We start from the raw sequence: 23,088 nt of genomic DNA, 5'->3' as shown, positions 1-23,088 counted from the left end.
TCCGGAGTCTCTACTTCAACCTTCATGATCGGCTCAAGCAGAACTGGTTTTGCTTTCTTAAAGCCTTCTTTAAAGGCGATAGAAGCGGCCAGTTTAAACGCCAGTTCAGAGGAGTCAACATCATGGTAAGAACCGAAGTGCAGGCGAACCCCCAGATCCACTACCGGATAGCCGGCCAGCGGACCAGACTTCAGCTGCTCCTGGATACCTTTGTCCACCGCAGGGATGTATTCGCCAGGAATCACACCGCCTTTGATGTCGTTGATGAACTCGTAACCTTTCGGGTTGGAGCCCGGCTCCAGCGGGTACATGTCGAATACGACGTGACCATACTGACCGCGACCACCCGACTGTTTAGCGTGCTTACCTTCAACGTCGGTAACTTTGGAACGGATCGCTTCGCGATACGCCACCTGCGGCTTACCAACGTTTGCTTCTACGTTGAACTCACGCTTCATACGGTCAACGATGATGTCGAGGTGCAGCTCACCCATACCGGCGATGATGGTCTGGTTTGACTCTTCGTCAGTCCATACGCGGAATGACGGGTCTTCTTTCGCCAGACGACCCAGAGCCAGACCCATTTTTTCCTGGTCAGCTTTGGTTTTCGGCTCAACGGCGATAGAAATTACCGGCTCAGGGAACTCCATACGTTCCAGAATGATTGGCGCGTTCGGGTCACACAGGGTGTCACCGGTCATCACGTCTTTCAGACCGATCGCTGCAGCGATATCGCCTGCGCGAACTTCGCTGATCTCTTCACGCTTGTTGGCGTGCATCTGAACGATACGGCCCAGACGCTCGCGCGCTGACTTCACGGAGTTCAGCACGGTGTCACCGGAGTTAACCACACCGGAGTAGACGCGGAAGAAGGTCAGGTTACCGACGAACGGGTCGGTAGCAATTTTGAACGCCAGCGCAGAGAACGGCTCTTTGTCGTCAGCATGACGCTCAGCCGGGGTATCTTTGCCGTCATCCAGCATACCGTTGATTGCCGGTACGTCAGTCGGTGCTGGCAGGTACTCAATGACCGCATCCAGCATCGCCTGGACACCTTTGTTCTTAAACGCAGAACCACAGGTAACCAGAATGATTTCGTTGTTCAGTACGCGCTTACGCAGTGCGCCTTTGATCTCTTCTTCAGTCAGCTCTTCGCCGCCAAAGAATTTCTCCATCAGCTCATCAGACGCTTCTGCCGCAGACTCAACCAGCTTCTGGCGCCACTCTTCGGCCAGTTCCTGCATGTCCGCCGGGATCTCTTCGTATACGAAGGTCACGCCCGCATCTGCATCGTTCCAGTTGATGGCTTTCATCTTGATCAGGTCAACAACGCCGGTGAAGTTCTCTTCCGCGCCGATAGCCAGCTGCAGAGGAACCGGCGTGGCACCCAGACGTGATTCGATCTGGCCAACCACTTTCAGGAAGTTCGCGCCCATACGGTCCATTTTGTTAACGAACGCAATGCGCGGAACTTTATATTTGTTCGCCTGACGCCATACGGTTTCAGACTGAGGCTGAACACCACCAACCGCACAGTAAACCATCACTGCGCCGTCGAGAACACGCATGGAACGTTCTACTTCGATGGTGAAGTCAACGTGTCCCGGGGTGTCGATGATGTTTACGCGGTGTGGCTCGAACTGCTTAGCCATACCAGACCAGAATGCCGTGGTTGCGGCGGAGGTGATGGTAATACCACGCTCCTGCTCCTGCGCCATCCAGTCCATGGTGGCCGCGCCATCATGAACTTCACCGATTTTGTGGTTAACACCGGTGTAGAACAGAATACGTTCGGTAGTGGTGGTCTTACCGGCGTCGATGTGTGCGCTGATACCGATGTTACGGTAGCGCGTAATGGGTGTTGTACGAGCCATTTGATTCCTCTGATTCTCGGACGTTCTAAGTTAGTCAATCCCAGCGGGTTGGCTTGCTTAGCGCCCGCTGGGTTAATAACAACTACTGAGCTGTTACCAGCGGTAGTGAGCGAACGCCTTGTTGGCTTCGGCCATACGGTGAACGTCTTCACGTTTCTTCACTGCAGTACCTTTGTTTTCTGCAGCATCAGAAAGTTCGTTCGCCAGGCGCAGAGCCATAGATTTATCACCGCGTTTACGAGCAGCTTCTACGATCCAACGCATTGCCAGCGCATTACGACGGACCGGACGGACTTCAACTGGTACCTGATAAGTCGAACCACCTACGCGGCGGGATTTTACTTCCACGGTAGGGCGGACGTTGTCCAGGGCGACTTCGAAAGCTTCCAGTTCGTTTTTACCAGAACGCTGAGCCAGGGTCTCCAGCGCGGTATAGACGATTGCTTCAGCAGTAGATTTTTTACCATCTACCATCAGGATATTTACAAATTTGGCCAGCAGCTCTGATCCGAACTTAGGATCCGGCAGGATTTTACGCTGACCAATGACGCGACGACGTGGCATGGAAATACTCCGTTGTTAATTCAGGATTGTCCAAAACTCTACGAGTTTAGTTTGACATTTAAGTTAAAACGTTTGGCCTTACTTAACGGAGAACCATTAAGCCTTTGGCTTCTTCACGCCATACTTGGAGCGAGCCTGCTTACGGTCTTTAACACCGGAGCAGTCCAGCGCGCCACGAACAGTGTGGTAACGCACACCTGGCAGGTCTTTAACACGACCGCCACGGATCAGGATCACGGAGTGCTCCTGCAGGTTGTGACCTTCACCACCGATGTAGGAGGTGACTTCAAAACCGTTGGTCAAACGAACACGGCAAACTTTACGCAGTGCGGAGTTCGGTTTTTTCGGGGTAGTAGTGTATACACGAGTACATACACCACGTTTCTGCGGGCAAGCTTCCAGCGCTGGCACGTTGCTCTTTGCAACTTTGCGCGCGCGTGGTTTGCGAACCAGCTGGTTAACTGTTGCCATTAAATAGCTCCTGGTTTTGCTTTTGCTTCGTAAACACGTAATAAATCCGCCTCGTAAGAATACGAGGACGCGGAATTTTAGGGCTGAGCGTTAAGGGTGTCAAGAAATAACCAGGTTTCCGCCATCACCAGGCCATCTGCTGACGGTGGCGGGTGGTCATTGCGACAAACTCAGTATAGCTGATCGCGGCAATGTCGCTCACTATTTGCTCAGACAGCCCCCGCGCCGCAACATCATCAGCCAGCACGCTTACCGCCACGCCCGTCTGCGACAGTTGCGCCCAGGCTCGACTCTGCGCCAGCGCGCCAAGTACACCATCCTGAAACAGCAGCAGCTCATCGCCGGCGCGCAGGCTGCGCAGCAATAGTTGAAAATCGCAGCGGGTCGGGGAACGGCTCAGCGTATGCAGCATCGGGACTCCTTAAAAGGTCAGCACTACGTCAAACCCGGCCAGCTTGTCGCGCCACGCGGCATCACCAAGCACCGCGGCCGGCAGCACAAACGGGCCGTTTACCGGCAGTCCGCGTTCAGCCAGTGAGGTGGCACACAGGTAATACTGCTCTACGTCATACAGCGGCAGTACCCCAAAGGTAGCGATATAATCGCGTGACCGAATACGCTGCGGCTGCTGTGCCGGCAACAGTTGCAATACGCCATCCCCGATAAAGAACAGGGCAATCTCCTCGCTCAGCGCCGACAGTGCCAGTACGGCGTCCAGCCCTTCCCGGCCGGCGCTGCTGCCGTGCGGCGGTTGGGTAAAAACGACGGCAACGGTATTCATCAGAATTGCACCACCCGGTCACAGGTCAGACTGGCTTCAGCCAGCGCTCCCAGGCCGCTGAGCATAAAGCCGGGCTGGAGATTAGCCGCCGGCAGCGCCAGATTTTGCGCCTCCTGCGCGTCAGCCACGCCGCGGCGCAGCGCGGCCGCTACGCAAATATTCAGGCTCACTCCGTGCTCCTCATGCAGCCGCTGCCAGCCACGTACCAGATCAAATTCATCACTGGCGGGCGACGTCAGCTGGTTCCCGTTGAGCACCCCTTCGCGGTAGAAAAAAACGCTCTCCAGCTGATGCCCGGCGGCAATCAGCGCCTCGGCGAAGCGCAGCGCGCTGCTGGCATGCTGGGTGCCATAGGCCGGGCCGGTCACAAGCAGGGCGTAGCGCATCAGCGATCCTGCCCGCCAACGTCGCCACTTTTAAACTGGCGAATGTACAGATAAACCGTGTGCTTAGAAATATTCAACCGCTCGGCCACCTGGTTAATCGCATCTTTAATATCGAAGATGCCCTTCTCATAGAGATTCAGAACAATCTGGCGATTCTTGGCGTTGTTGGAGACCGTGCGATCGGCACTCACCTCTTCGATGGTAAACTCCAGCGTCTGCGTCACCAAATCCTCTACCGAGCTGGCAAAGTTGACTGAGGAGGCCATCTCCAGCTGCTCCGGCGGCATAAAGGTCGCCATCACCTGTGAGAAAGGCACATCCAGGTTCATATTGATACACAGCAGGCCGATCACCCGCTGCCGGGCGTTGCGAATGGCGATGGTAACCGATTTCATCAGCACCCCGCTCTTGGCCCGCGTAAAATAGGCGCTCGACACATTGCTGTCCGCATCGGTCATGTCGTGCAGCATGCGCAGCGCCAGATCGGTGATCGGTGACCCCACCTGCCGTCCGGTATGCTCACCGTTGGCGATCCGCACCGCCGAACACTTTAAATCCTCCAGCGAGTGCAGCACGATCTCGCAGTGGGCGCCGATCAGCATCGCCAGGCCATCCACGACCGCTTCATACGACTTAAGTATCTCGCGATCGCCTGCGTTAAAAGGACGCGGTTCCAGTACCTCGGTGTCGGAAAACTCACCGGGCAAAAGCGAATTTGACATGACAAGACCATCCAGGGTGACAGAGAGTAAATTCAACACCGTCTCACTGCTGCAGCGTGGCGTCGACGTCAGGAGGCACGCGGCGGACAGCAAGGCCATTGCGACATTATGGGTTATTTGCCTGGCGGGCGGAAGGAAGAAAATCGGGGACAAGTGCCTGCCCCCGCGGGGGCAGGCGCAGGACTTATTTTGCCGCCGGTTTGGCCGCGTCAGCAGCCGGTGCGGCCGCTTTATCATTGCCTTTGGCAGCCGGCTTAATGTCCAGCAGTTCGACATCAAACACCAGCGTGGAGTTGGCCGGAATGCCCGGTACGCCGTTTTTACCGTAGGCCAGGTCCGGTGGGATAACCAGGGTAATTTTACCGCCTTTCTTCACGTGCTTAAGGCCTTCAGTCCAGCCAGGGATCACGCCATCAAGGCGGAAAGAGAGCGGCTCGCCGCGGGTGTAGGAGTTATCGAACTCGGTACCGTCGGTCAGGGTACCTTTATAGTTCACCACCACGGTATCGCTGTCTTTCGGTGCGCTACCGGTACCCTCTTTCTCTACTTTGTACAGCAGGCCGCTGTCCGTCTTTTTCACGCCCTTCTCTTTGGCAAACTTCGCGGCGTAGGCTTCGCCCTTCGCGGCATTCTCAGTGGCGTCTTTTTCCATCTTCGCCTGGGCTGCGCCCTTCACCTGGCCTTCAAAGGCCTGCAGGGTCTGCTCAATTTCTTTGTCGGACAGCTTGCTCTTACCGGCAAACGCATCCTGAACGCCGGCAATCAGCTGAGATTTGTCGAGCTTGATACCCAGTTTTTCCTGCTCTTTCAGAGAGTTATCCATATAACGACCCAGCGATGCACCCAGCGCGTACGCGGACTGCTCATCACTGTTTTTAAACGCAGCGTTCTTCGGCGCGGTCTGGGCAGCAGCGGCATCAGCCGGGGCCGCTTTATCGGCAGCGCTCACCAGCGGCGCATTGAACGCGGTGGCCATTACGGCGGCTAACATCGTGACTTTAAATAACGCTTTCATCCATTTTCTCCAAACCCGAAGCCTCTCACCTCGGAAATCATTATGCAGCCCTGTCGGGGCCGTCGATACAGGATGCGAGCAACCTGTGGTTGGCTCGCAACGCCTTCGCTGAGTTAACTTCGGACTCCGGTTTTTCCGGGAAGTTTCACCCCAGAGATGATGACGGTATCCTCTTTTTTCAAGCGCACTGGCGAAAGTAGCGGTAATTTGCTTCTTTGCGCAAGTGATTTCGCCTTAAAATAGCGTATACGCCCCGCTCGCGCGGCAACCGGTCACAAGAGGATACTACATGCCACATGCCAGTCTGGAAGATCGCCTGGAGATGCTGGAAAGCCGACTGGCTTTTCAGGAAGACACCCTTGAGCAGCTTAACGAAACGGTGGTCCAGCACGAACTGGAAATGGCGCGACTGCGGGAACAGATGCGTCTGTTAACCGACAAGCTGAAAGCGGCGGCGCCCTCGCTGATCGCCTCACAGTCCGAAGAGACGCCGCCGCCGCACTACTGAACCGTTCGGCGCAGCGCAAAAAAAAAGCCACCCGTCGGTGGCTTTTTTTGGTCGACAGCGATCAGTGCTTGCAGCCGCAGCCGCCCGTACCACAGCCTTCTTCGCCGTGATCGTGATCGTGATGATGATCGTGTTCGCCGTGGACGTGTCCGTGGGCGATCTCTTCTTCTGTGGCTGCGCGAATCGCGACGACTTCCACGTTGAAGTTCAGGTTCTGCCCGGCCAGCATATGGTTGCCATCAACGGTAACGTGGTCGTCTTCAACGGCGGTGATTTCTACCGGCACCGGACCCTGGTCAGTCTCGGCCAGGAAGCGCATGCCCACCTGCAGCTCGTCCACGCCCATGAAGACGTCTTTCGGTACGCGCTGCACCAGGTTTTCGTCGTAGTCGCCGTAGGCATCAGACGAAGCGATGTTCACTTCAAACTTCTCGCCAACGTCGCGGCCTTCCAGCGCTTTTTCCAGGCCGGAAATCAGAGAGCCATGGCCGTGCAGGTAATCCAGCGGTGCGCTCACCGGAGACTCATCAACCAATACACCGTCTTCTGAACGTACCTGATAGGCCAGGCTGACCACCAGGTCTTTTGCTACTTTCATGATATCTCCTAAGCGTTAAATTCTGTATACCCTGCCAGCGCGCCTGGGCCGCCGACACAGAGGGTATGGCGGCAATTGTAACGGAAATCAACGCCGCTGTATGGTTTCAGGCAAAAAAACGGCGTAAGTGCGCTATTTTGGGCGGAAAATACCGATTACCGTTTCCTGCGGACGCACCTGTTTCTGCGCCTGCTTATCCGCTTCACGCATCTGATGGCCGCATGTTACGCAAGCGACCACGTCCACATCGTTTTCCCGCCATAGGGCGAGCGTGTCTTGTTGTTGACACTGCGGGCAGGTAGCGCCCGCGATAAATCGTTTACGCATCGTATTACCTTTTCAGAGGCGGCGTGCCCCGGTCTGCCAGCGGATCATGCTCGTCCCAGTCGTCGATTTGCCGCCGTTCATGCTGCATCTCAGTCTGGAAGATATCTTCCAGTTCGCGCCGCGCTTCCTTCACGCGAGAGATCTGCGCGCTGTCGTCATGATTCGGCATCAGCTCGCGCAGCATGCGCATGTCCAGCCGGCGAAAATGCTGCTGCGCGCGAAACGCCTGATGCGGATGCATACCCAGCGTCATTAGCGTCTTGCGTCCCAGCTCCAGCGCACTGGAGAAGGTCTCTCGGGAGAACTGCGACACGCCGGCCTGTAGCAGCTCATGTGCTTCTACGCGTCCGCGCGCCCGCGCCAGAATTTGCAGATGCGAAAAGTGCTGCTGGCAGAGATGAACAATGGTCATCGCATCTTCCGGATCGCTGCAGGTAATGACGATCGACTGCGCGGTATCGGCACCGGCGGCCCGCAGCAGCTCCAGCTCGGTCGCATCGCCATAGTACACCTTATAACCGTATTTACGCATCAGGCTCACGGCACTGATATCGCGTTCCAGCACGGTGATCCGCTTTTTATTGGCCATCAGCAGACGCCCTACCACCTGGCCAAAGCGACCAAAGCCCACCACAATCACCTGCGGCTTATCGTCTTCCACCCAGGGTTTCTCATCATGGCCGTCCGGCTCGTTAAACCGCCGCGCCAGAATGCGGTCAATGCCCTGCATTAGCAGCGGCGTAGTCATCATCGACAGCGTGACGGTCACCAACAGCAGCGGCAGCTGATCGCCTGTAAACAGCTTCGCCGAGGCCGCCGCCTGAAACAGCACAAAGGCAAATTCACCGCCCTGGCTGAGCACGGCACCGAACTGCAGCCGCTCCGAACTGCGCAGGCCGTAGATCCGCGCCAGCAGATACAGCACCAGCGCCTTTACCGCCACCAGCGCCACCACGCCGATCACAATCTCCAGCAGGTGGGTGTACAGTACGCCCAGATTCAGCGCCATCCCGACCGAAATAAAAAACAGGCCGAGCAGCAATCCCTTGAACGGTTCAATCGCCACTTCCAGTTCGTGGCGGTATTCGCTCTCGGCCAGCAGGATCCCGGCAATAAAGGTCCCCAGCGCCATCGACAGACCCAACGTATTCATAAACAGTGCCGATCCCAGCACCAGCAGCAGCGAGGCGGCGATGAATACCTCACGCACCCCGGACGCCGCAATAAAGCGCAAGATGGGCCGCAGCAGGTAGCGTCCGCCCACCAGCATGCCGCCAAACGCCAGCACCTTCATCCCCACTTTCATCCAGTCAGTATGACCGCTGTCACCGCCGGCCAGCAGCGGTACCAGCGCCAGGGCAGGAATCACCGCGATATCCTGGAATAGCAACACGGAGAAGCCCAGCTGGCCGGATTCGTTATGATTCATCCCCTTATCGCGCATCAGCTGCAGCGCCATTGCCGTTGACGACATCGCGAGGCCGATACCGCCGATCAGCGCTGCCTGCCAGGCAAAATCCGTCAGCAGCAGCAGACTGCCCAGTACCGCTGCGCTCAGCAACACCTGAGCGGCGCCGACGCCAAAAATCGATCGCCGCAGCTGCCAGAGTTTGGCGGGATTCAGCTCCAGCCCGATGATAAACATCAGAAACACTACCCCCAGTTCGGAGAAGTGCAAAATCTCGTCGACGTCGCTGATAAAGCTCAGCCCCCAGGGGCCAATCGCAATGCCCGCCAGCAGGTAACCGAGTACCGCCCCAATCCCCAACCGCGAGGCGATCGGCACCATTAATACGGCCGCGCAGAGGAAAATCACGCCCGCGGTCAGTAAAGTATCTCCTTCCACTTACGCGCCTCCCAGCGGTAACGGCGACGCCAGCCAGTCGCCGTAGGCGCGCGCAGCGTGCTGCATCACCTCACGAGACTGGCGGCGCGCCCAGTAGATGATCATCGGCGACAGCCAATGCATTTGGCACATTTGTGCCGTCAGCTCAAACGGACGCATAATGTCCGACATCGGGTAGCGGTTCAGCCCGTGCTGGTGATAGGCCGTTTCCGGCTCGCCGGTGGTGATCACGCTGCGCCAGTACTTTCCCGCCAGCGCCGTGCCGTTAGCGCCATTGGCAAAGCCGCGCGACAGGACGCGATCCATCCACTCTTTCAGCAGCGCCGGACAGCTGTAGGTATAGAGCGGATGCTGAAACACAATCACCTCGTGCTCGCGCAGCAGCTGCTGCTCATGATGCACGTCGATGAAAAAATCCGGATAGTGCGCATACAGGTCATGTACGGTGACATGGCTTAAGCGCTGCGCCGCCTGCAGCAGGACGCGATTGGCGATGGAGTCCTGTGATTCCGGATGCGCATACAGCAGCAGCACCTTTGGTGGCTGAGACATCATTCCCCCTTAAATCGTCGTCACGGAAGCTTTTTTTCGCTACCATGCTGACGCAACTTCATTACGCCCGCAGGCGTAGAATACGTTCTGAATAAGACGATTAATTTAACACGATACGGCGCTTTATGATCCTCTTCTCCTCCCTGCAAATTCGCCGCGGCACCCACGTTCTGTTGGATAACGCCACCGCCACTATCAACCCGGGCCAAAAAGTGGGTCTGGTGGGAAAAAACGGCTGTGGAAAATCCACACTGCTGGCGCTGCTCAAGCAGGAGCTGGCGCCCGATGCCGGCAGCGTCACCTGGCCGGGAAACTGGGCGCTGGCCTGGGTTAATCAGGAGACGCCCGCCCTCGATGTACCGGCGATAGAGTATGTTATTGACGGCGATCGCGAATATCGTCAGCTGGAGTCCGAATTACAGCGCGCGAATGAAAAAAATGATGGTCACGCCATCGCCACCCTGCACGGCAAGCTGGATGCCATTCAGGCCTGGAGCATTCACGCCCGCGCCGCCAGTCTGCTGAGCGGGCTCGGTTTTGCACAAGAGCAGTTACAGCAGCCCGTACGAGCCTTTTCCGGTGGCTGGCGAATGCGCCTTAACCTGGCGCAGGCGCTGCTGTGCCGCTCCGACCTGCTGCTGCTCGACGAACCCACTAACCACCTCGATCTTGACGCGGTCATCTGGCTGGAGCGCTGGCTGAAAAGCTACCCCGGTACGCTGATTCTGATTTCCCACGATCGCGACTTCCTCGATCCGGTGGTCGATAAAATCCTGCACATAGAGCAGCAGTCGCTCTGTGAGTACACCGGCAACTACAGCGCCTTTGAAGTGCAACGCGCCACCCGGCTGGCGCAGCAGCAGTCACAGTTTGAAAGCCAACAGCAAAAAGTTGCGCATCTGCAGAGCTTTATCGATCGCTTCAAAGCCAAAGCCAGCAAAGCTAAACAGGCGCAAAGCCGAATCAAAATGCTGGAGCGTATGGAGCGGATCGCGCCGGCTCACGTGGACAACCCGTTCAGTTTCAGCTTTCGTCCGCCGGAAAGCCTGCCCAGCCCGCTACTGAACATGGAGAAGGTCAGCGCCGGTTATGGCGAAAAGGTCATCCTTGAGGCCATCAAGCTAAACCTGGTTCCCGGCTCACGCATCGGCCTGCTGGGACGCAACGGCGCCGGTAAATCAACGCTGATCAAGCTGCTGGCCGGCGAGATGCCGCCGCTGCGCGGTGATATCGGCCTGTCAAAAGGCGTCAAACTCGGCTATTTCGCTCAGCATCAGTTAGAGTTTCTCCGGGCGGAGGACTCTCCGTTGCAGCACCTGGCGCGCCTGGCGCCGCAGGTGAGCGAACAGCAGCTGCGTGACTATCTTGGCGGCTTTGGCTTCAGCGGCGATAAAGTGACCGAGCGCACTGCGCGCTTTTCCGGCGGCGAAAAGGCGCGGCTGGTGCTGGCGCTGATCGTCTGGCAGCGCCCCAACCTGCTGCTGCTCGACGAACCGACTAACCATCTCGATCTCGATATGCGTCAGGCGCTCACCGAAGCCCTGATCGATTTCGATGGCGCGCTGGTCGTGGTCTCGCACGATCGTCACCTGCTGCGCAGCACCACCGATGATCTCTATCTGGTCCATGATGGCCAGGTCGAGCCATTTAACGGCGACCTGGATGACTATCAGCAGTGGCTAAGCGATCGGCAAAAACAGGACGCTCAGCGCGAGGTGGCGCCCAAAAGCGACGGCGCTAACAGCGCTCAGGCGCGGAAAGAGCAAAAACGGCGCGAGGCGGAATTGCGCAGTCAGAGCCAGCCGCTGCGTAAGCAGATTGAGAGACTGGAAAAGCACATGGCGCAGTGCGAAGCCCAACTGGCCGAGGCCGAGGGCCAACTGGCCGATACCGCGCTATATGATCCGGCGCGGAAAGCGGACCTCAGCGCAGTACTGAAGGCGCAGGCAGAAGCGAAATCCGCGCTGGAAACGTGTGAGATGGCGTGGCTCGATGCCCAGGAGCAGCTCGAAGCCCTACTGAATAGCTGATATGCGCCGCGTGGCCGCTACACCGGCTTATCCCCCAAAATGGTCGCGCGGTGCATAATGCGCCGCGCGGGCAGATAGTCCGCATTCGCATAATGCTGCGTCACCCGGTTATCCCAGATCGCCACGTCATCCTGCTGCCAGCGCCAGCGCACCTGAAACTCCGGTTTTGTCATATGGGCAAACAGAAAGTTTAGGATTGCCCGGCTCTCTTTTTCGCTAAGATCCACTATCCGCGTCGTGAAGCCTTCATTAACGAACAGCGCCCGTTTCCCGGTCACCGGGTGAGTGCGAACCACCGGATGCCGCAGCGGAGGGTTATTTTTCACCGCCTGCTGCCAGCGTGCATGCTCTTCCGGCGTGGCGAGAAACGTCTGCTCCGGAAAAGCGTGCGCAAAGCTGTGCTCCGCCTGCAGGCCGCTCAGTAATTGCTGGAACGGCGCCGAAAGTGCCTGCCAGGCCGCAATGCCGCTAGCCCACAGCGTATCACCGCCGCTCGGCGGCAGCTGCTTCGCAGCCAGAATCGCGCCGGCGGGCGGTGTCTTAATAAACGTGACGTCAGTATGCCAGTTATCGTTATCAGGCGGGTTATCGTTATGGGTATCCAGCACGATAATCTCTTCCACACCCTCCGCATGCGGATAAACCGGATGAATATGCAGATCGCCAAAGCGCCTCGCCAGCGCCCGCTGCTGCAGTGGGGTCAGCGGCTGCTGACGTAAAAACAGCACCTGATGCCGCAGCAGCGCATGGTACAGCTGTTCGAACTGTGCGTCGCTGAGTGGACGGCGCAGATCCAGCTGGCTCACCTGCGCACCGATATGCGGCCCGAGCGGCGTAATGACAATTTTCTCTTTCATTATTCCATTCCATGCCAGGGGGTCAGACGCCGCTGCAGCACGCGCAGACCCAGTTCTACACCACAGGCTACCAGGGCTATCACCGCGATCCCTGCCAGCACCACATCCGTCGCAAGGAATTCCCCGGCGGATTGCACCATAAATCCGAGACCGCGCGTGGCGGCGATCAATTCGGCCGCCACCAGCGTCGACCAGCCGACCCCCAGCCCGATGCGAATACCGGTCAGCATCTCCGGTAGCGCGCCCGGCAGAATCACATACCACAGTACCTGCCAGCGGCTGGCGCCCAGCGATTGAGCAGCGCGCAGCCGCGTCTGCCGGGCGCTGCGGACGCCGGCCAGCGTCGCCAGCGCGACAGGTGCAAAAATAGCTAAATAGATCAGTAAGATTTTTGCGGTTTCGCCGATGCCAAACCAGATCACCATCAGCGGTAAATAGGCCAGCGGCGGCACCGGTCGGTAGAGTTCAATCAGCGGATCTAGCACGCCGCGCAGGGTGGGACTCAGGCCCATCGCCAGCCCTACCGGCACCCCAATCAGCACTGCGGCCACCAGTGCCAACACGATGCGCAGCAGGCTGGCCGCCAGATGCTGCCACAGCGTGGCGTCCATAAAACCCGACGGCCCGGCAACCGTGATCAGCTGGTGCAGCACCTGCTGCGGCGGCGGCAAAAACAGCGGATCAATCCATCCCCGCGCCGTTATCGTCCACCACAGCAGGCACACCGCGATCGGCGTAAGCAGGCTCAGGGTACGCTGTCGCGAGGGGCGGCGGCGCGGGGCGGCGTGTGCGGTCGGCTTATCTTCAGAAACCAGACTCATGCAAAAGCCTCCCGCTGCTGGAAAACGCGGGCTAATACGTGCTCACGGCAGGCGATAAACGCCGGATCGGACTTCACCGCGCGGCAAGGTTCACCGTCGGCCACGCGCCGGCCAAAATTCAGTGACAATCGCTCCACGATGCGTCCCGGCCCGGGCGACAGCACAATCAGCTCGGAGGCAAGGAACACCGCTTCTTCAATATCGTGGGTGATCAGCAGCACCTGTTTGCCGCTGTCGCGCCACAGCCCCAGCAGCAGCGTTTGCATCTGTTCGCGCGTAAACGCATCCAGTGCGCCGAAAGGTTCGTCCAGCAGCAGCAGTTGCGGATCGGCAACCAGCGCCCGGGCAATCCCCACCCGCTGACGCTGGCCGCCGGAGAGCTGCCACACCGCCTTCCGTTCGGCGCCGGCCAGCCCGACGCGTGCCAGCATCCGCTGCGCGCTGAGGTGGCGTGCCGGCTTCGACACGCCGGCCAGCTGCAGACCCAGCGCCACGTTGTCCAGTACGCTGCGCCACGGCAATAGTCCTTCATGCTGGAATACCACGCCGCGATCGGCGCCGGGCGCCATAATCGGCTGACCATTCAGCGTTAGCGTGCCGCTGTCTGGCCGTTGAAAACCGGCTATCAGGTTCAACAGCGTAGTCTTGCCACAGCCGGAGGGGCCGAGCACAACCAGCAGCTCCCCGGATGCGACGCATAGCGACAGGTCGCTCAGCGCCAGCTGCTGGCCGTAGCGCGCCGTCAGGTGGGAGAGATTCAGCATTTATTCCTCCCGCTGCGCCAGCGGTTTAACAAAGCGATCGGTGACGAAATCGCGGTAGTCCGTAGCGACCCGCGCCACTTTGCCCTGCGCCTGCAGGAAGGTCGCGGTATCCACGATCGCCTTATTGACCGGCTGGCCCAGCTGCACCACCTGCTGCTGGGCCGTCAGATAGGTGTTGCCCTTGACCAGCTCCGGTACCTGCTCAATCGGTACGCCGCTCAGCCGCGACAGCTTTTCAAGGTGAGTGCGGTCCTGCAGCCAGCCGCTGGGATCCGCCAGATAAGCCTGCTGGGCGGCCAGCGCGCTGCGGGCAAAGGCCGTGACCACCTCCGGATGCTGACGGGCAAAATCGGTGCGTACCACCCACACGTCAAGCGTCGGCGATCCCCATTTGCCCACCTGTGCCGAGTCGGTTAGCACGCGACCGTTTTTCGCCAGCGCATTGACCGCCGGCGCCCAGACGTAAGCACCATCGATATCCCCGCGCTGCCAGGCCGCCACGATCGCCGGCGGCTGCAAATTAACAATCTGCACCTGTTTTGGGTCGATCCCCCAGTGTTTCAGCGCCGCCAGCAGGCTGTAGTGAGTGGTCGAAATAAACGGCACGGCGATGCGCTTACCCCGCAAATCCTGCGGCGAGGAAAGGTTATTTTTCACCACCAACGCCTCCGAATTGCCGAGCTGCGACGCCAGCAGGAACACCGCGATCGGCAGTTTTTGACTGGCGGCTATCGCCAGCGGGCTGGAGCCGATATTGCCGATCTGGACATCCCCGGAGGCCAGCGCGCGCAGTACGCCGGCGCCGCTGTCAAACTTACGCCAGTTCACCGTCGCTCCACTCTCGCGGGCAAAGGTGTTGTCAGCCTGCGCCACTTTGGCGGGTTCTGCGGAGGTTTGATAAGCCACCGTGACCGTCACCGCCTGCGCACTCAGTGCGCTCAGCGACAGCGCGGCCGCCAGTAACGATTGTGCGATTTTTCCTGTTAACATCCTTCACCCCGGTAGATAAACGTGGCCAGTAAGGCTACGGCCTGCGTGTTGTTATGGGATGAGTTGTACCGACGGTGACGGGCAGAATGAAGGAATTAAAACTTATCGGTTATACCGAATTATCCTTAGAACTTATTGCGCATTCGATTGCTGACATCCGGCAAGCGTAACGACCTTGCGCAGGATGCGTAACCGAGGCCATAACAGAAGCAGACGCGGACAGGATTTCTCCTTTCCTGCCGCGCAGGATGAACGGTCAGATGCCATTGCCAGCCGCGCCCCGTCTGAGCAATGCGGACGTTGACAGAGGAAGAGGCCAGCCGGGAAGCAGGACGGCTCCGGGAACGCCGGACTTCCCCCTTATACCGTGTAAAACGCCTCAGTGCCAGATCAGCAGCACGCAGGCGGCCGTCAGCAGCCCCATCGCCACATTGAACAGGCGCCAGGCGCGCGGCGATCCTAACAGGCGGCCAATCAGCGTGCCAAAGCCCAGCCAGGCAATACCGGCAACCAGATTCACCAGCAGCAGACCGCCGCTGATCGCCAGCACCGAGCCGCGATACGCCTCGCCCACCAGGCTAAAGCTGGCGACCGCGCCCAGCGCCATCAGCCAGGCTTTGGGATTGATCACCTGTAGCAGGCCGCCTTGCCAGAACGGCATACTCTTTGCCGGGGCGCCGGGGGTATCCAGGGTTTCAAACGGCGCGCTGGCAATTTTCCACGCCAGCCACAGCAGATAGAGGCTGCCGGCGATTTTCAGCAGCAGATGCAGCGCGGGGTAGAGGAGAATCAGGCCGCCCACGCCAAATGCCACCAGCAGCAGGACGATTTGCATCCCAATCATGATGCCGATCATCAGCGGCAGAGATCGCAGAAAACCAACGTTCGCCCCGGAGGCAGTAAGTAACATATTATTAGGGCCTGGGGTGATGGCGGCGACCCACAAAAAACCCAGCATCGACAAAAACAGACTCAGCTCCATGAATACGGCATCTCCACGCCAGAAAGGTAGCGAACCGGAAAAAATTAACAGTGTGATATGAATCGTACAAGCCCCCAACGCATAATTACGCCGCGCGACGACACCGCATTTGTGCCGCTGCGAGGATTCAGTAATCCTCATCTGCAAACGCTACTTCCGCGCCTGCTGCGCCGTCGCGTCACTTTTCATCCGCACTGGCAGCGTCTGGAGCTGCCGGACGGCGATTTTGTCGATCTGGCATGGAGTGAGGATCCGGCGCAGGCGGCGCATAAGCCGCGCGTTGTCCTGTTCCATGGTCTGGAAGGCAGCCTGCACAGCCCGTACGCTCACGGCCTGCTCTCTGCCTTTCAGCAGCGAGGCTGGCTGGGGGTGGTGATGCATTTTCGCGGCTGCAGCGGTGAGCCTAATCGTAACGCGCGCATTTATCACTCTGGAGAAACTGGCGATGCACGCTACTTTCTCGACTGGCTGCCGCGCCGCTGGGGACGGGTACCCACCGCCGCGGTTGGGGTGTCCCTCGGTGGTAATATGCTCACTTGCCTGCTGGCCGAGATGGGCGACGCCTGCCCGCTGGAGGCAGCAGTGGTGATCTCGGCCCCGCTGCTGCTGGAGCCCTGTAGCCGCCGTCTTGAGCAAGGATTCTCGCGGATCTACCAACGCTATCTGCTGGGGTTATTGAAGCAGAATGCGCGCCGCAAGCTGCTGGCCTGGCCCGGCACGCTGCCGGTGGATCTGCATCAGCTGCGTAACGTACGCCGCCTGCGCCAGTTTGACGATGCCATTACCGCCCGCGCCCACGGCTTTGCCGACGCCAGCGACTATTATCAACGCGCCAGCGGTCTGCCACGCTTGCACGCGGTGCGCAAGCCGCTGTTGATCATTCATGCGCAAGACGATCCCTTTATGACCGACGCAGTGATCCCCGATCCCCGCACCCTGCCACCGCAGGTCACGTGTCAGCTGTGTGAACACGGCGGTCACGTGGGCTTTGTTGGCGGTACCTTACGCCAGCCGCAAATGTGGCTGGAACAGCGCGTGCCGCAGTGGCTCGCGCCCTGGCTGGAGTCCTGAATGATTATCCCCTGGCAACAGATTGATCCGGCAACGCTGGAAAATGTTATTGAGGCGTTTGTCCTGCGCGAAGGCACCGATTACGGGGCGGAAGAGCGCTCGCTAACGCAAAAAGTCGACGACGTTCGTCGCCAGCTGCAGAGCGGCGAGGCGGTGCTGGTATGGTCAGAATTACACGAAACGGTCAACATCATGCCGCGCGGCGCGTTTCGCGGTTAGCCCATTTGCCCCCGTCGGGCAGGCGTGTTAACAATGAACCTGCCAACCATTCAGGGAGTTCGCTATGTCTGCCAAACATCCGGTCATTGCCGTCACCGGTTCCAGCGGTGCCGGTACCACCACCACCAGCCTGGCTTTTCGCAAAATTTTTCAGCAGCTGGACCTGCGGGCGGCGGAAATTGAGGGCGACAGCTTCCACCGCTACACCCGTCCGGAAATGGATATGGCGATCCGTAAGGCCCGCGATGCCGGCCGCCATATCAGCTACTTTGGCCCGGAAGCCAATGACTTTTCCCTGCTGGAAGAGACCTTTGCCGAATATGGCCGCAGCGGCAGAGGGCAGTCGCGCAAATACCTGCACACCTACGATGAGGCGGTTCCGTGGAATCAAGTGCCCGGCACCTTCACCCCGTGGCAGCCGCTGCCGGAACCAACCGATGTGCTGTTTTACGAAGGGCTGCACGGCGGCGTCGTCACCCAACAGAATAAGGTGGCGGATAAAGTGGATCTGCTGGTGGGCGTCGTACCGATTGTCAATCTTGAGTGGATTCAGAAACTGGTCAGAGATACCAGCGAGCGCGGTCATTCCCGCGAAGCGGTCATGGATTCTGTGGTGCGCTCAATGGAGGATTACATTAATTTCATTACGCCGCAGTTCTCCCGGACCCACATTAATTTTCAGCGCGTGCCAACGGTGGATACCTCTAATCCTTTTGCCGCCCGCGGGATCCCGTCGCTGGATGAAAGCTTTGTGGTCATCCACTTTCGCGGTCTCGACGATATCGACTTTCCCTATTTGCTGGCGATGATTCAGGGATCGTTTATCTCCAATATCAATACGCTGGTGGTGCCTGGCGGCAAAATGGGCCTGGCGATGGAGCTTATCATGGCGCCGCTGGTGCGGCGCCTGATTGAGGGAAAAACCATCAGCTGATCGCGTCCGCTCCCGCCGCCATGACGGCAAAACTGTGGGTTACGGTCACGCCGGCGCCTCCGGCACCCAGCATGATTGCCACCGAACAGTACTTGTCGGCCGACAGGGCTACCGCACGCGCGACCGCGCTTTCCTTAAGCGCGCGGCCGCTAACAATGAAATGCAGGTTAATGGCGGTAAAAATGCGCGGCGCGTCGTCGCGGCGCGTGGAGGTAAGTTTTACCTCGCAGTCGGTCACATCGTGACGCCCTTTTTGCAGGATCGACACCACATCAATCGCGCTGCATCCGCCCGCCGCTATCAGCACCATTTCCATCGGGCTCGGCGCCTTCTCACCGGAATTACCGTCCATCACCATCTGGTGGCCCGACGCGGACTCTCCCAGGAAGGTCATCCCCTCTACCCACTTCACGCGTGCCTGCATGATTCTCTCCTCAACGCGGCTTTGATCCCGGTTCAGACTACGCTTTCTGGTAAAAAACGGCAATTGCGACCCGCCCTGCGGGTGCTGAAGCGAGACAACAGGAGACACTCAGAGAAAGCTGTGCTACAACCATGGCTGTAATAATTTTTGTCTGCGCTTGCCGCACGATAAAAAAAACAGGACGACACGAAGAGCCTTGCCACCCCAGAGGCCCGCGTCATTTCCTGCAGGAAACGCTTGATTATTTCAACGCCTGACGGGGTATCCCCCTGATTTAGGGCACGATTACAATAAGAGGATAACAGCGAATGGTTCTCGGCAAACCGCAAACAGACCCTACACTGGAATGGTTCCTGTCACATTGCCATATTCACAAATATCCATCCAAAAGCACCCTGATTCACCAGGGTGAAAAAGCCGAAACGCTCTACTATATCGTCAAAGGTTCAGTCGCCGTGTTGATTAAGGATGAGGAAGGCAAAGAGATGATCCTCTCTTATCTTAATCAGGGGGACTTCATTGGCGAACTTGGCCTGTTTGAAGAGGGTCAGGAGCGCAGTGCCTGGGTGCGGGCGAAAACCGCCTGTGAAGTGGCGGAGATCTCCTATAAAAAATTCCGCCAGCTGATTCAGGTCAATCCCGATATCCTGATGCGCCTCTCCGCGCAAATGGCGCGTCGCCTGCAGGTCACGTCGGAAAAAGTGGGTAACCTCGCCTTCCTGGACGTGACCGGACGCATCGCGCAGACGCTGCTGAATCTGGCAAAACAACCGGATGCCATGACCCACCCGGATGGAATGCAGATTAAAATCACCCGGCAGGAAATTGGCCAAATCGTCGGCTGTTCCCGCGAGACCGTTGGCCGTATTCTGAAAATGCTGGAAGATCAGAATCTGATTTCCGCCCACGGTAAAACCATCGTGGTCTACGGTACGCGTTAATTCTGCTCTGCGGCGCGACGGCTCGCCGTCGCGCCCTGTTCTACGGCTGATGCACCATGTGGCGCCGAATTATCTATCACCCGGAAGTCAACTACGCTCTGCGCCAAACGCTGGTGCTGTGCCTGCCAGTGGCGGCAGGCTGGCTGCTGGGCGATCTGCAAAAAGGGCTGCTGTTCTCACTGGTCCCCGCCTGTTGTAACATTGCCGGCCTCGATACCCCACACAAACGCTTTTTTAAACGCCTGATCGTCGGAGGCTGCCTGTTTGCGTTTAGCAGCCTGCTGATGCAGTGGCTAACCGCCGAACAGCTCCCGCTGCCGGCGATTTTGTTTATGATGGCGATGCTACTTGGCGTGACTGGCGAAATTGGCGCACTGCACGCCCGCCTGCTGCCCGCCTCGCTGATCGCCGCCATTTTTACCCTGAGCCTGATTGGTCGTGCCCCGGTGTGGGAAGCACCGCTGCTCTATATCCTCGGCACCATTTGGTACGGGCTGTTCAACTGGTTCTGGTTTTGGCTCTGGAAAGAGCAGCCGATGCGCGAAACGCTGAGCCTGCTCTATCACGAGCTGGCGGACTATTGCGAAGCCAAATACAGCCTGCTCACCGACCTGACCGATCCGGAAAAAGCCCTGCCGCCGCTGCTGGCCCGGCAGCAAAAGGTGGTGGACTTAATTACCCTCTGCTATCAGCAAATGCACATGCTGGCAGCCAACCGCGATACGCACTATAAGCGGCTCACCCGCGCCTTTCAGGTGGCGCTGGATCTGCAGGAACATATCTCGGTCAGCCTGCATCAGCCTGACGAAGTGCAGCGGCTGGTGGAGCGCAGCCACGCCGAGGCGGTGATCCGCTGGAATGCCCGCACCATTGCGGCGCGCCTGCGCGAACTGGCGGATGACATCCTCTATCATAAGTTTCCGCCGCGCTTTGAGATGGATAAGCCGCTGCAGGCGCTGGAAAAGATTGCGCGCCAGCACGACGATAATCCGGTTGGCAGCTTCTGCTACTACCACTTCAGCCGCATCGCCCGGGTGTTAAAAACCCAGCGGCCGCTGTTCCAGCGCGATCTGATGGCGGACCGCCAGCGCCGCCTGCCGCTGTTGCCGGCGCTAAGAAGCTACCTGAACCTGAAATCGACGGCGCTGCGCACCGCGGCGCGCTTTGCGGTCATGCTGGCCGTGGCCAGCCAGCTGGCGCAACTGTTTGATATTCCCAAACCGTACTGGATTCTAATGACGGTAATGTTTGTCAGCCAGAACGGCTACCGCGCCACCCGCGTGCGTATCCAGCACCGCGCACTGGGCACGCTGGCCGGCTTGATCGTCGCCGCCGTCACGCTGCGCCTGCAGGTGCCGGAGAGTTGGGTACTGATGCTCATGCTGGCGATCACGCTGATAAGCTACCTGTTCATTCGCCAGTATTATGGCTGGGCCACCATCGGCTTTACCGTGACGGCAGTCTACACCCTGCAGCTGCTGACGCTGAACGGCGCACAGTTTTTGCTGCCGCGGCTGCTGGATACGGTGATGGGCTGCGTGATTGCCTTTGGCGGCATGATCTGGCTGTGGCCGCAGTGGCAGAGTGGCCTGCTGCGACAGAACGCCCACGACGCGCTGGAGGCAGACCAGGAAGCACTGCAGCTGCTGCTCAGCGACGATCACGACCCGGTAAAACTGGCGTATCAGCGCATCCGGGTGAATCAGGCGCATAATGCCCTGTTCAACTCGCTCAATCAGGCGATGCAGGAGCCTGGCTTTGATGCTAACTATTTGAAGGACATGCGACTGTGGGTCACCCACAGTCAGTATATCGTCGAGCACATCAACGCGATGACCATCCTGGCGCGCGAACATACCATGCTGACGCCGCGGCTGGCAGAAGGCTATCTGCAATCGTGCGAAATCGCGCTGCAGCGCTGCCAGCAGCGCCTGGAATACGATGGTGCCGGTGGCAACAGCAGCAGCGTGCTGGATACGCGACCGGACGTGAATGAAGGACCGATGACCATCATGGAGCGACACGTTAAGCGCATCCTTAGCCACCTCAGCGCCATGCACACCATCTCGTCACTGGCGTGGAGCCAGCGGCCTCATCACGGCAGCTGGCTCAAGCGCACGCTGCGCCGTCGTCCCCAGGCCTGAGTCTCAGGCCGCGACCAGCTTACCGATGGCCGTCTCCAGGCGCGCCATGCCCTCAGCAATCTCCTGCGGTGTGATCACCAGCGACGGCGCCAGACGCAGCACGTTTGGCCCGGCGTTCAGAATCATCAGGCGTTCCGCGGTCGCGGCGTTAAGCAGATCGCGCGCTTTTCCGGCCCAGGCCGGCGTCAGCTCAGCGCCAATCAGCAGCCCCATACCGCGGATCTCACTGAACAGCCCGAAGCGGGCATTGATTGCCTGCAGGGCCTCCACAAACTGGTGGTGACGCGCGGAGACGCCCTGCAGCACTTCCGGGGTGTTGATCAGATCCAGCGCCGCCTCAGCCACCGCGCAGGCCAGCGGATTACCACCGTAGGTGGTGCCGTGGGTTCCCGGGGCCATCACCTGAGCAATCGCGTGGGTCGTCAACATCGCGCTGACCGGAAAGCCCCCGCCCAGCGCTTTGGCGGTGGTCAGAATATCTGGCTGGATGCCGTAATGTTCATGGGCAAACAGTTTTCCCGTGCGGCCCATGCCGCTCTGCACCTCGTCAACCACCAGCAGCGCCTGATGGGCATCGCAGAGCGCCCGCAGCCCTTGCATAAATGCTGGCGTAGCGGGCGTGACGCCCCCCTCCCCCTGAATCGGTTCCACCACTACCGCACAGGTATGATCGTCCATCACCGCCCTGACCGCATCAAGATCGTTAAAGGGTACGTGGACAATATCGGCCGGTTTTGGCCCAAAGCCATCGGAATATTTTGGCTGTCCGCCGACGGAAACGGTAAACAGCGTGCGGCCATGAAACCCGTGGTGGAAGGCGATGATTTTGCTCTTGTACGGCGAGTGGATGTTCGACGCATAATAGCGCGCCAGCTTAAACGCCGCCTCATTGGCTTCCGCGCCGCTGTTGGCAAAAAAGACCCGATCGGCAAAGGTGGCCTGGGTCAGGCGCGTGGCCAGACGCAGGGCGGGTTCATTGGTAAAGACATTGCTGACGTGCCACAGCGCTTCACTTTGCGCGTGCAGCGCCGCCACCAGCGCCGGATGGCAATGACCGAGCGCCGTCACCGCGATGCCGCCGGCAAAATCGATGTACTCATTGCCCTGCTGATCCCACAGTCGGCTGCCTTTACCTTTTACGGGCACGCACTGGGCAGGTGCATAAACCGGTACAATCACCTCGTCAAAGGTTTCCCGCGTCACCGCCATTTTTTCTGCCGCCATTTCCCACCTCACTGAAATTTTTCTCTACCGCTGATGTGAAAAT

The 23,088-nt window shown here is 58.8% G+C and carries 26 protein-coding genes; 7 read left to right on the top strand and 19 right to left on the bottom strand.

From position 1 onward, the window contains the following. From fusA to fkpA, 8 genes are all read right to left on the bottom strand, one after another. Nucleotides 1-1,874, bottom strand: a 1,874-nt coding sequence (gene fusA / locus BS626_RS11845; protein WP_075182599.1) for an elongation factor G, incomplete at its 3' end; no start/stop codon positions are given. Nucleotides 1,875-1,967: 93 nt separating this feature from the next. After that, nucleotides 1,968-2,438, bottom strand: coding sequence for a 30S ribosomal protein S7 (gene rpsG, locus BS626_RS11840; protein WP_017803037.1), 471 nt, complete (start codon nucleotides 2,436-2,438; stop codon nucleotides 1,968-1,970). 96 nt (nucleotides 2,439-2,534) lie between these two features. Then, on the bottom strand, nucleotides 2,535-2,909 hold the full coding sequence (rpsL, locus tag BS626_RS11835; protein ID WP_075182598.1) for a 30S ribosomal protein S12: 375 nt from the start codon (nucleotides 2,907-2,909) through the stop codon (nucleotides 2,535-2,537). Nucleotides 2,910-3,033: 124 nt separating this feature from the next. Continuing rightward, a complete protein-coding gene (gene tusB / locus BS626_RS11830) occupies nucleotides 3,034-3,321 on the bottom strand; it encodes a sulfurtransferase complex subunit TusB (RefSeq protein ID WP_075182597.1) in 288 nt (95 codons plus the stop codon). A 9-nt stretch (nucleotides 3,322-3,330) separates the two neighbouring features. After that, the gene (gene tusC, locus BS626_RS11825; RefSeq protein WP_075182596.1) at nucleotides 3,331-3,690 is read right to left on the bottom strand and encodes a sulfurtransferase complex subunit TusC; all 360 of its coding nucleotides are present in this window, start codon (nucleotides 3,688-3,690) and stop codon (nucleotides 3,331-3,333) included. Next, complete coding sequence (tusD, locus tag BS626_RS11820) at nucleotides 3,690-4,076, bottom strand: sulfurtransferase complex subunit TusD (protein WP_075182595.1); 387 nt, start codon at nucleotides 4,074-4,076, stop codon at nucleotides 3,690-3,692. The genes tusC and tusD overlap by 1 nt, the downstream gene beginning before the upstream one ends. Continuing rightward, nucleotides 4,076-4,798 carry a transcriptional regulator gene (locus BS626_RS11815; protein ID WP_075182594.1) on the bottom strand — a complete coding sequence of 241 codons (723 nt, stop codon included), beginning with the start codon at nucleotides 4,796-4,798 and terminating at the stop codon, nucleotides 4,076-4,078. The genes tusD and BS626_RS11815 overlap by 1 nt, the downstream gene beginning before the upstream one ends. A 184-nt stretch (nucleotides 4,799-4,982) precedes the next feature. Beyond that, nucleotides 4,983-5,813 (bottom strand): FKBP-type peptidyl-prolyl cis-trans isomerase, encoded by an 831-nt coding sequence (gene fkpA, locus BS626_RS11810; RefSeq protein ID WP_075182593.1) that lies wholly within the window; start codon nucleotides 5,811-5,813, stop codon nucleotides 4,983-4,985. 289 nt (nucleotides 5,814-6,102) lie between these two features. Between fkpA and BS626_RS11805 the strand changes: the two genes are divergently transcribed. Continuing rightward, nucleotides 6,103-6,321 carry a SlyX family protein gene (locus BS626_RS11805; RefSeq protein WP_075182592.1) on the top strand — a complete coding sequence of 73 codons (219 nt, stop codon included), beginning with the start codon at nucleotides 6,103-6,105 and terminating at the stop codon, nucleotides 6,319-6,321. Nucleotides 6,322-6,382: 61 nt separating this feature from the next. On the opposite strand, the gene slyD is transcribed toward BS626_RS11805, so the two are convergent. The 4 genes from slyD to kefG all read right to left on the bottom strand — a co-directional run bounded on the left by slyD (nucleotide 6,383) and on the right by kefG (nucleotide 9,644). Then, nucleotides 6,383-6,919: a peptidylprolyl isomerase gene (gene slyD, locus BS626_RS11800; RefSeq protein WP_075182591.1), complete on the bottom strand. Its 537-nt coding sequence runs from the start codon at nucleotides 6,917-6,919 to the stop codon at nucleotides 6,383-6,385. A 132-nt stretch (nucleotides 6,920-7,051) separates the two neighbouring features. Further along, entirely contained in the window at nucleotides 7,052-7,246 is a 195-nt protein-coding gene (locus BS626_RS11795; RefSeq protein WP_075182590.1) for a YheV family putative zinc ribbon protein, read from the bottom strand. Between the two features lie 4 nt (nucleotides 7,247-7,250). Then, nucleotides 7,251-9,092 carry a glutathione-regulated potassium-efflux system protein KefB gene (kefB, locus tag BS626_RS11790; protein WP_075182589.1) on the bottom strand — a complete coding sequence of 614 codons (1,842 nt, stop codon included), beginning with the start codon at nucleotides 9,090-9,092 and terminating at the stop codon, nucleotides 7,251-7,253. Continuing rightward, entirely contained in the window at nucleotides 9,093-9,644 is a 552-nt protein-coding gene (gene kefG, locus BS626_RS11785) for a glutathione-regulated potassium-efflux system ancillary protein KefG (protein ID WP_075182588.1), read from the bottom strand. Between the two features lie 125 nt (nucleotides 9,645-9,769). Here kefG and BS626_RS11780 point away from each other — a divergent pair, with 125 nt between their 5' ends. Next, the gene (locus BS626_RS11780) at nucleotides 9,770-11,674 is read left to right on the top strand and encodes an ABC transporter ATP-binding protein (protein WP_075182587.1); all 1,905 of its coding nucleotides are present in this window, start codon (nucleotides 9,770-9,772) and stop codon (nucleotides 11,672-11,674) included. 17 nt (nucleotides 11,675-11,691) lie between these two features. Here BS626_RS11780 and tauD read toward each other — a convergent pair whose 3' ends face one another. The 5 genes from tauD to BS626_RS11755 form a co-directional block, all read right to left on the bottom strand. Next, nucleotides 11,692-12,531, bottom strand: a complete 840-nt coding sequence (tauD, locus tag BS626_RS11775) for a taurine dioxygenase (RefSeq protein ID WP_075182586.1) — start codon at nucleotides 12,529-12,531, stop codon at nucleotides 11,692-11,694. Next, nucleotides 12,531-13,352, bottom strand: a complete 822-nt coding sequence (gene tauC / locus BS626_RS11770) for a taurine ABC transporter permease TauC (protein ID WP_075182585.1) — start codon at nucleotides 13,350-13,352, stop codon at nucleotides 12,531-12,533. The genes tauD and tauC overlap by 1 nt, the downstream gene beginning before the upstream one ends. After that, nucleotides 13,349-14,116, bottom strand: coding sequence for a taurine ABC transporter ATP-binding subunit (gene tauB / locus BS626_RS11765; RefSeq protein WP_075182584.1), 768 nt, complete (start codon nucleotides 14,114-14,116; stop codon nucleotides 13,349-13,351). Before tauB ends, tauC begins: the two co-directional genes overlap by 4 nt. Continuing rightward, nucleotides 14,117-15,106, bottom strand: coding sequence for a taurine ABC transporter substrate-binding protein (gene tauA / locus BS626_RS11760; protein ID WP_075182583.1), 990 nt, complete (start codon nucleotides 15,104-15,106; stop codon nucleotides 14,117-14,119). Between the two features lie 379 nt (nucleotides 15,107-15,485). Further along, entirely contained in the window at nucleotides 15,486-16,088 is a 603-nt protein-coding gene (locus BS626_RS11755; RefSeq protein ID WP_075182582.1) for a LysE family translocator, read from the bottom strand. Between the two features lie 57 nt (nucleotides 16,089-16,145). Here BS626_RS11755 and BS626_RS11750 point away from each other — a divergent pair, with 57 nt between their 5' ends. The 3 genes from BS626_RS11750 to BS626_RS11740 all read left to right on the top strand — a co-directional run bounded on the left by BS626_RS11750 (nucleotide 16,146) and on the right by BS626_RS11740 (nucleotide 18,312). Next, on the top strand, nucleotides 16,146-17,159 hold the full coding sequence (locus BS626_RS11750; protein WP_075182581.1) for a hydrolase: 1,014 nt from the start codon (nucleotides 16,146-16,148) through the stop codon (nucleotides 17,157-17,159). Then, on the top strand, nucleotides 17,160-17,378 hold the full coding sequence (locus BS626_RS11745; protein WP_075182580.1) for a YheU family protein: 219 nt from the start codon (nucleotides 17,160-17,162) through the stop codon (nucleotides 17,376-17,378). Between the two features lie 64 nt (nucleotides 17,379-17,442). Next, entirely contained in the window at nucleotides 17,443-18,312 is an 870-nt protein-coding gene (locus BS626_RS11740) for a phosphoribulokinase (protein WP_075182579.1), read from the top strand. Here BS626_RS11740 and BS626_RS11735 read toward each other — a convergent pair. Next, the gene (locus BS626_RS11735) at nucleotides 18,305-18,736 is read right to left on the bottom strand and encodes an OsmC family protein (RefSeq protein ID WP_075182578.1); all 432 of its coding nucleotides are present in this window, start codon (nucleotides 18,734-18,736) and stop codon (nucleotides 18,305-18,307) included. The two genes, BS626_RS11740 and BS626_RS11735, sit on opposite strands and share 8 nt — an antisense overlap. Before the next feature lie 308 nt (nucleotides 18,737-19,044). Here BS626_RS11735 and crp point away from each other — a divergent pair, with 308 nt between their 5' ends. After that, complete coding sequence (gene crp, locus BS626_RS11730) at nucleotides 19,045-19,677, top strand: cAMP-activated global transcriptional regulator CRP (protein WP_000242755.1); 633 nt, start codon at nucleotides 19,045-19,047, stop codon at nucleotides 19,675-19,677. 56 nt (nucleotides 19,678-19,733) lie between these two features. Then, entirely contained in the window at nucleotides 19,734-21,821 is a 2,088-nt protein-coding gene (locus BS626_RS11725; protein WP_075182577.1) for a YccS/YhfK family putative transporter, read from the top strand. Nucleotides 21,822-21,824: 3 nt separating this feature from the next. Here the strand turns inward: BS626_RS11725 and BS626_RS11720 are convergent, their stop codons facing one another. Further along, complete coding sequence (locus BS626_RS11720) at nucleotides 21,825-23,045, bottom strand: aspartate aminotransferase family protein (protein WP_075182576.1); 1,221 nt, start codon at nucleotides 23,043-23,045, stop codon at nucleotides 21,825-21,827. Nucleotides 23,046-23,088: the final 43 nt, after the last annotated feature.

Source organism: Pantoea sp. 1.19, assembly GCF_001922585.1.
Classification (GTDB): domain Bacteria; phylum Pseudomonadota; class Gammaproteobacteria; order Enterobacterales; family Enterobacteriaceae; genus 1-19.
This window is presented reverse-complemented; position numbering and strand designations above follow the sequence as displayed.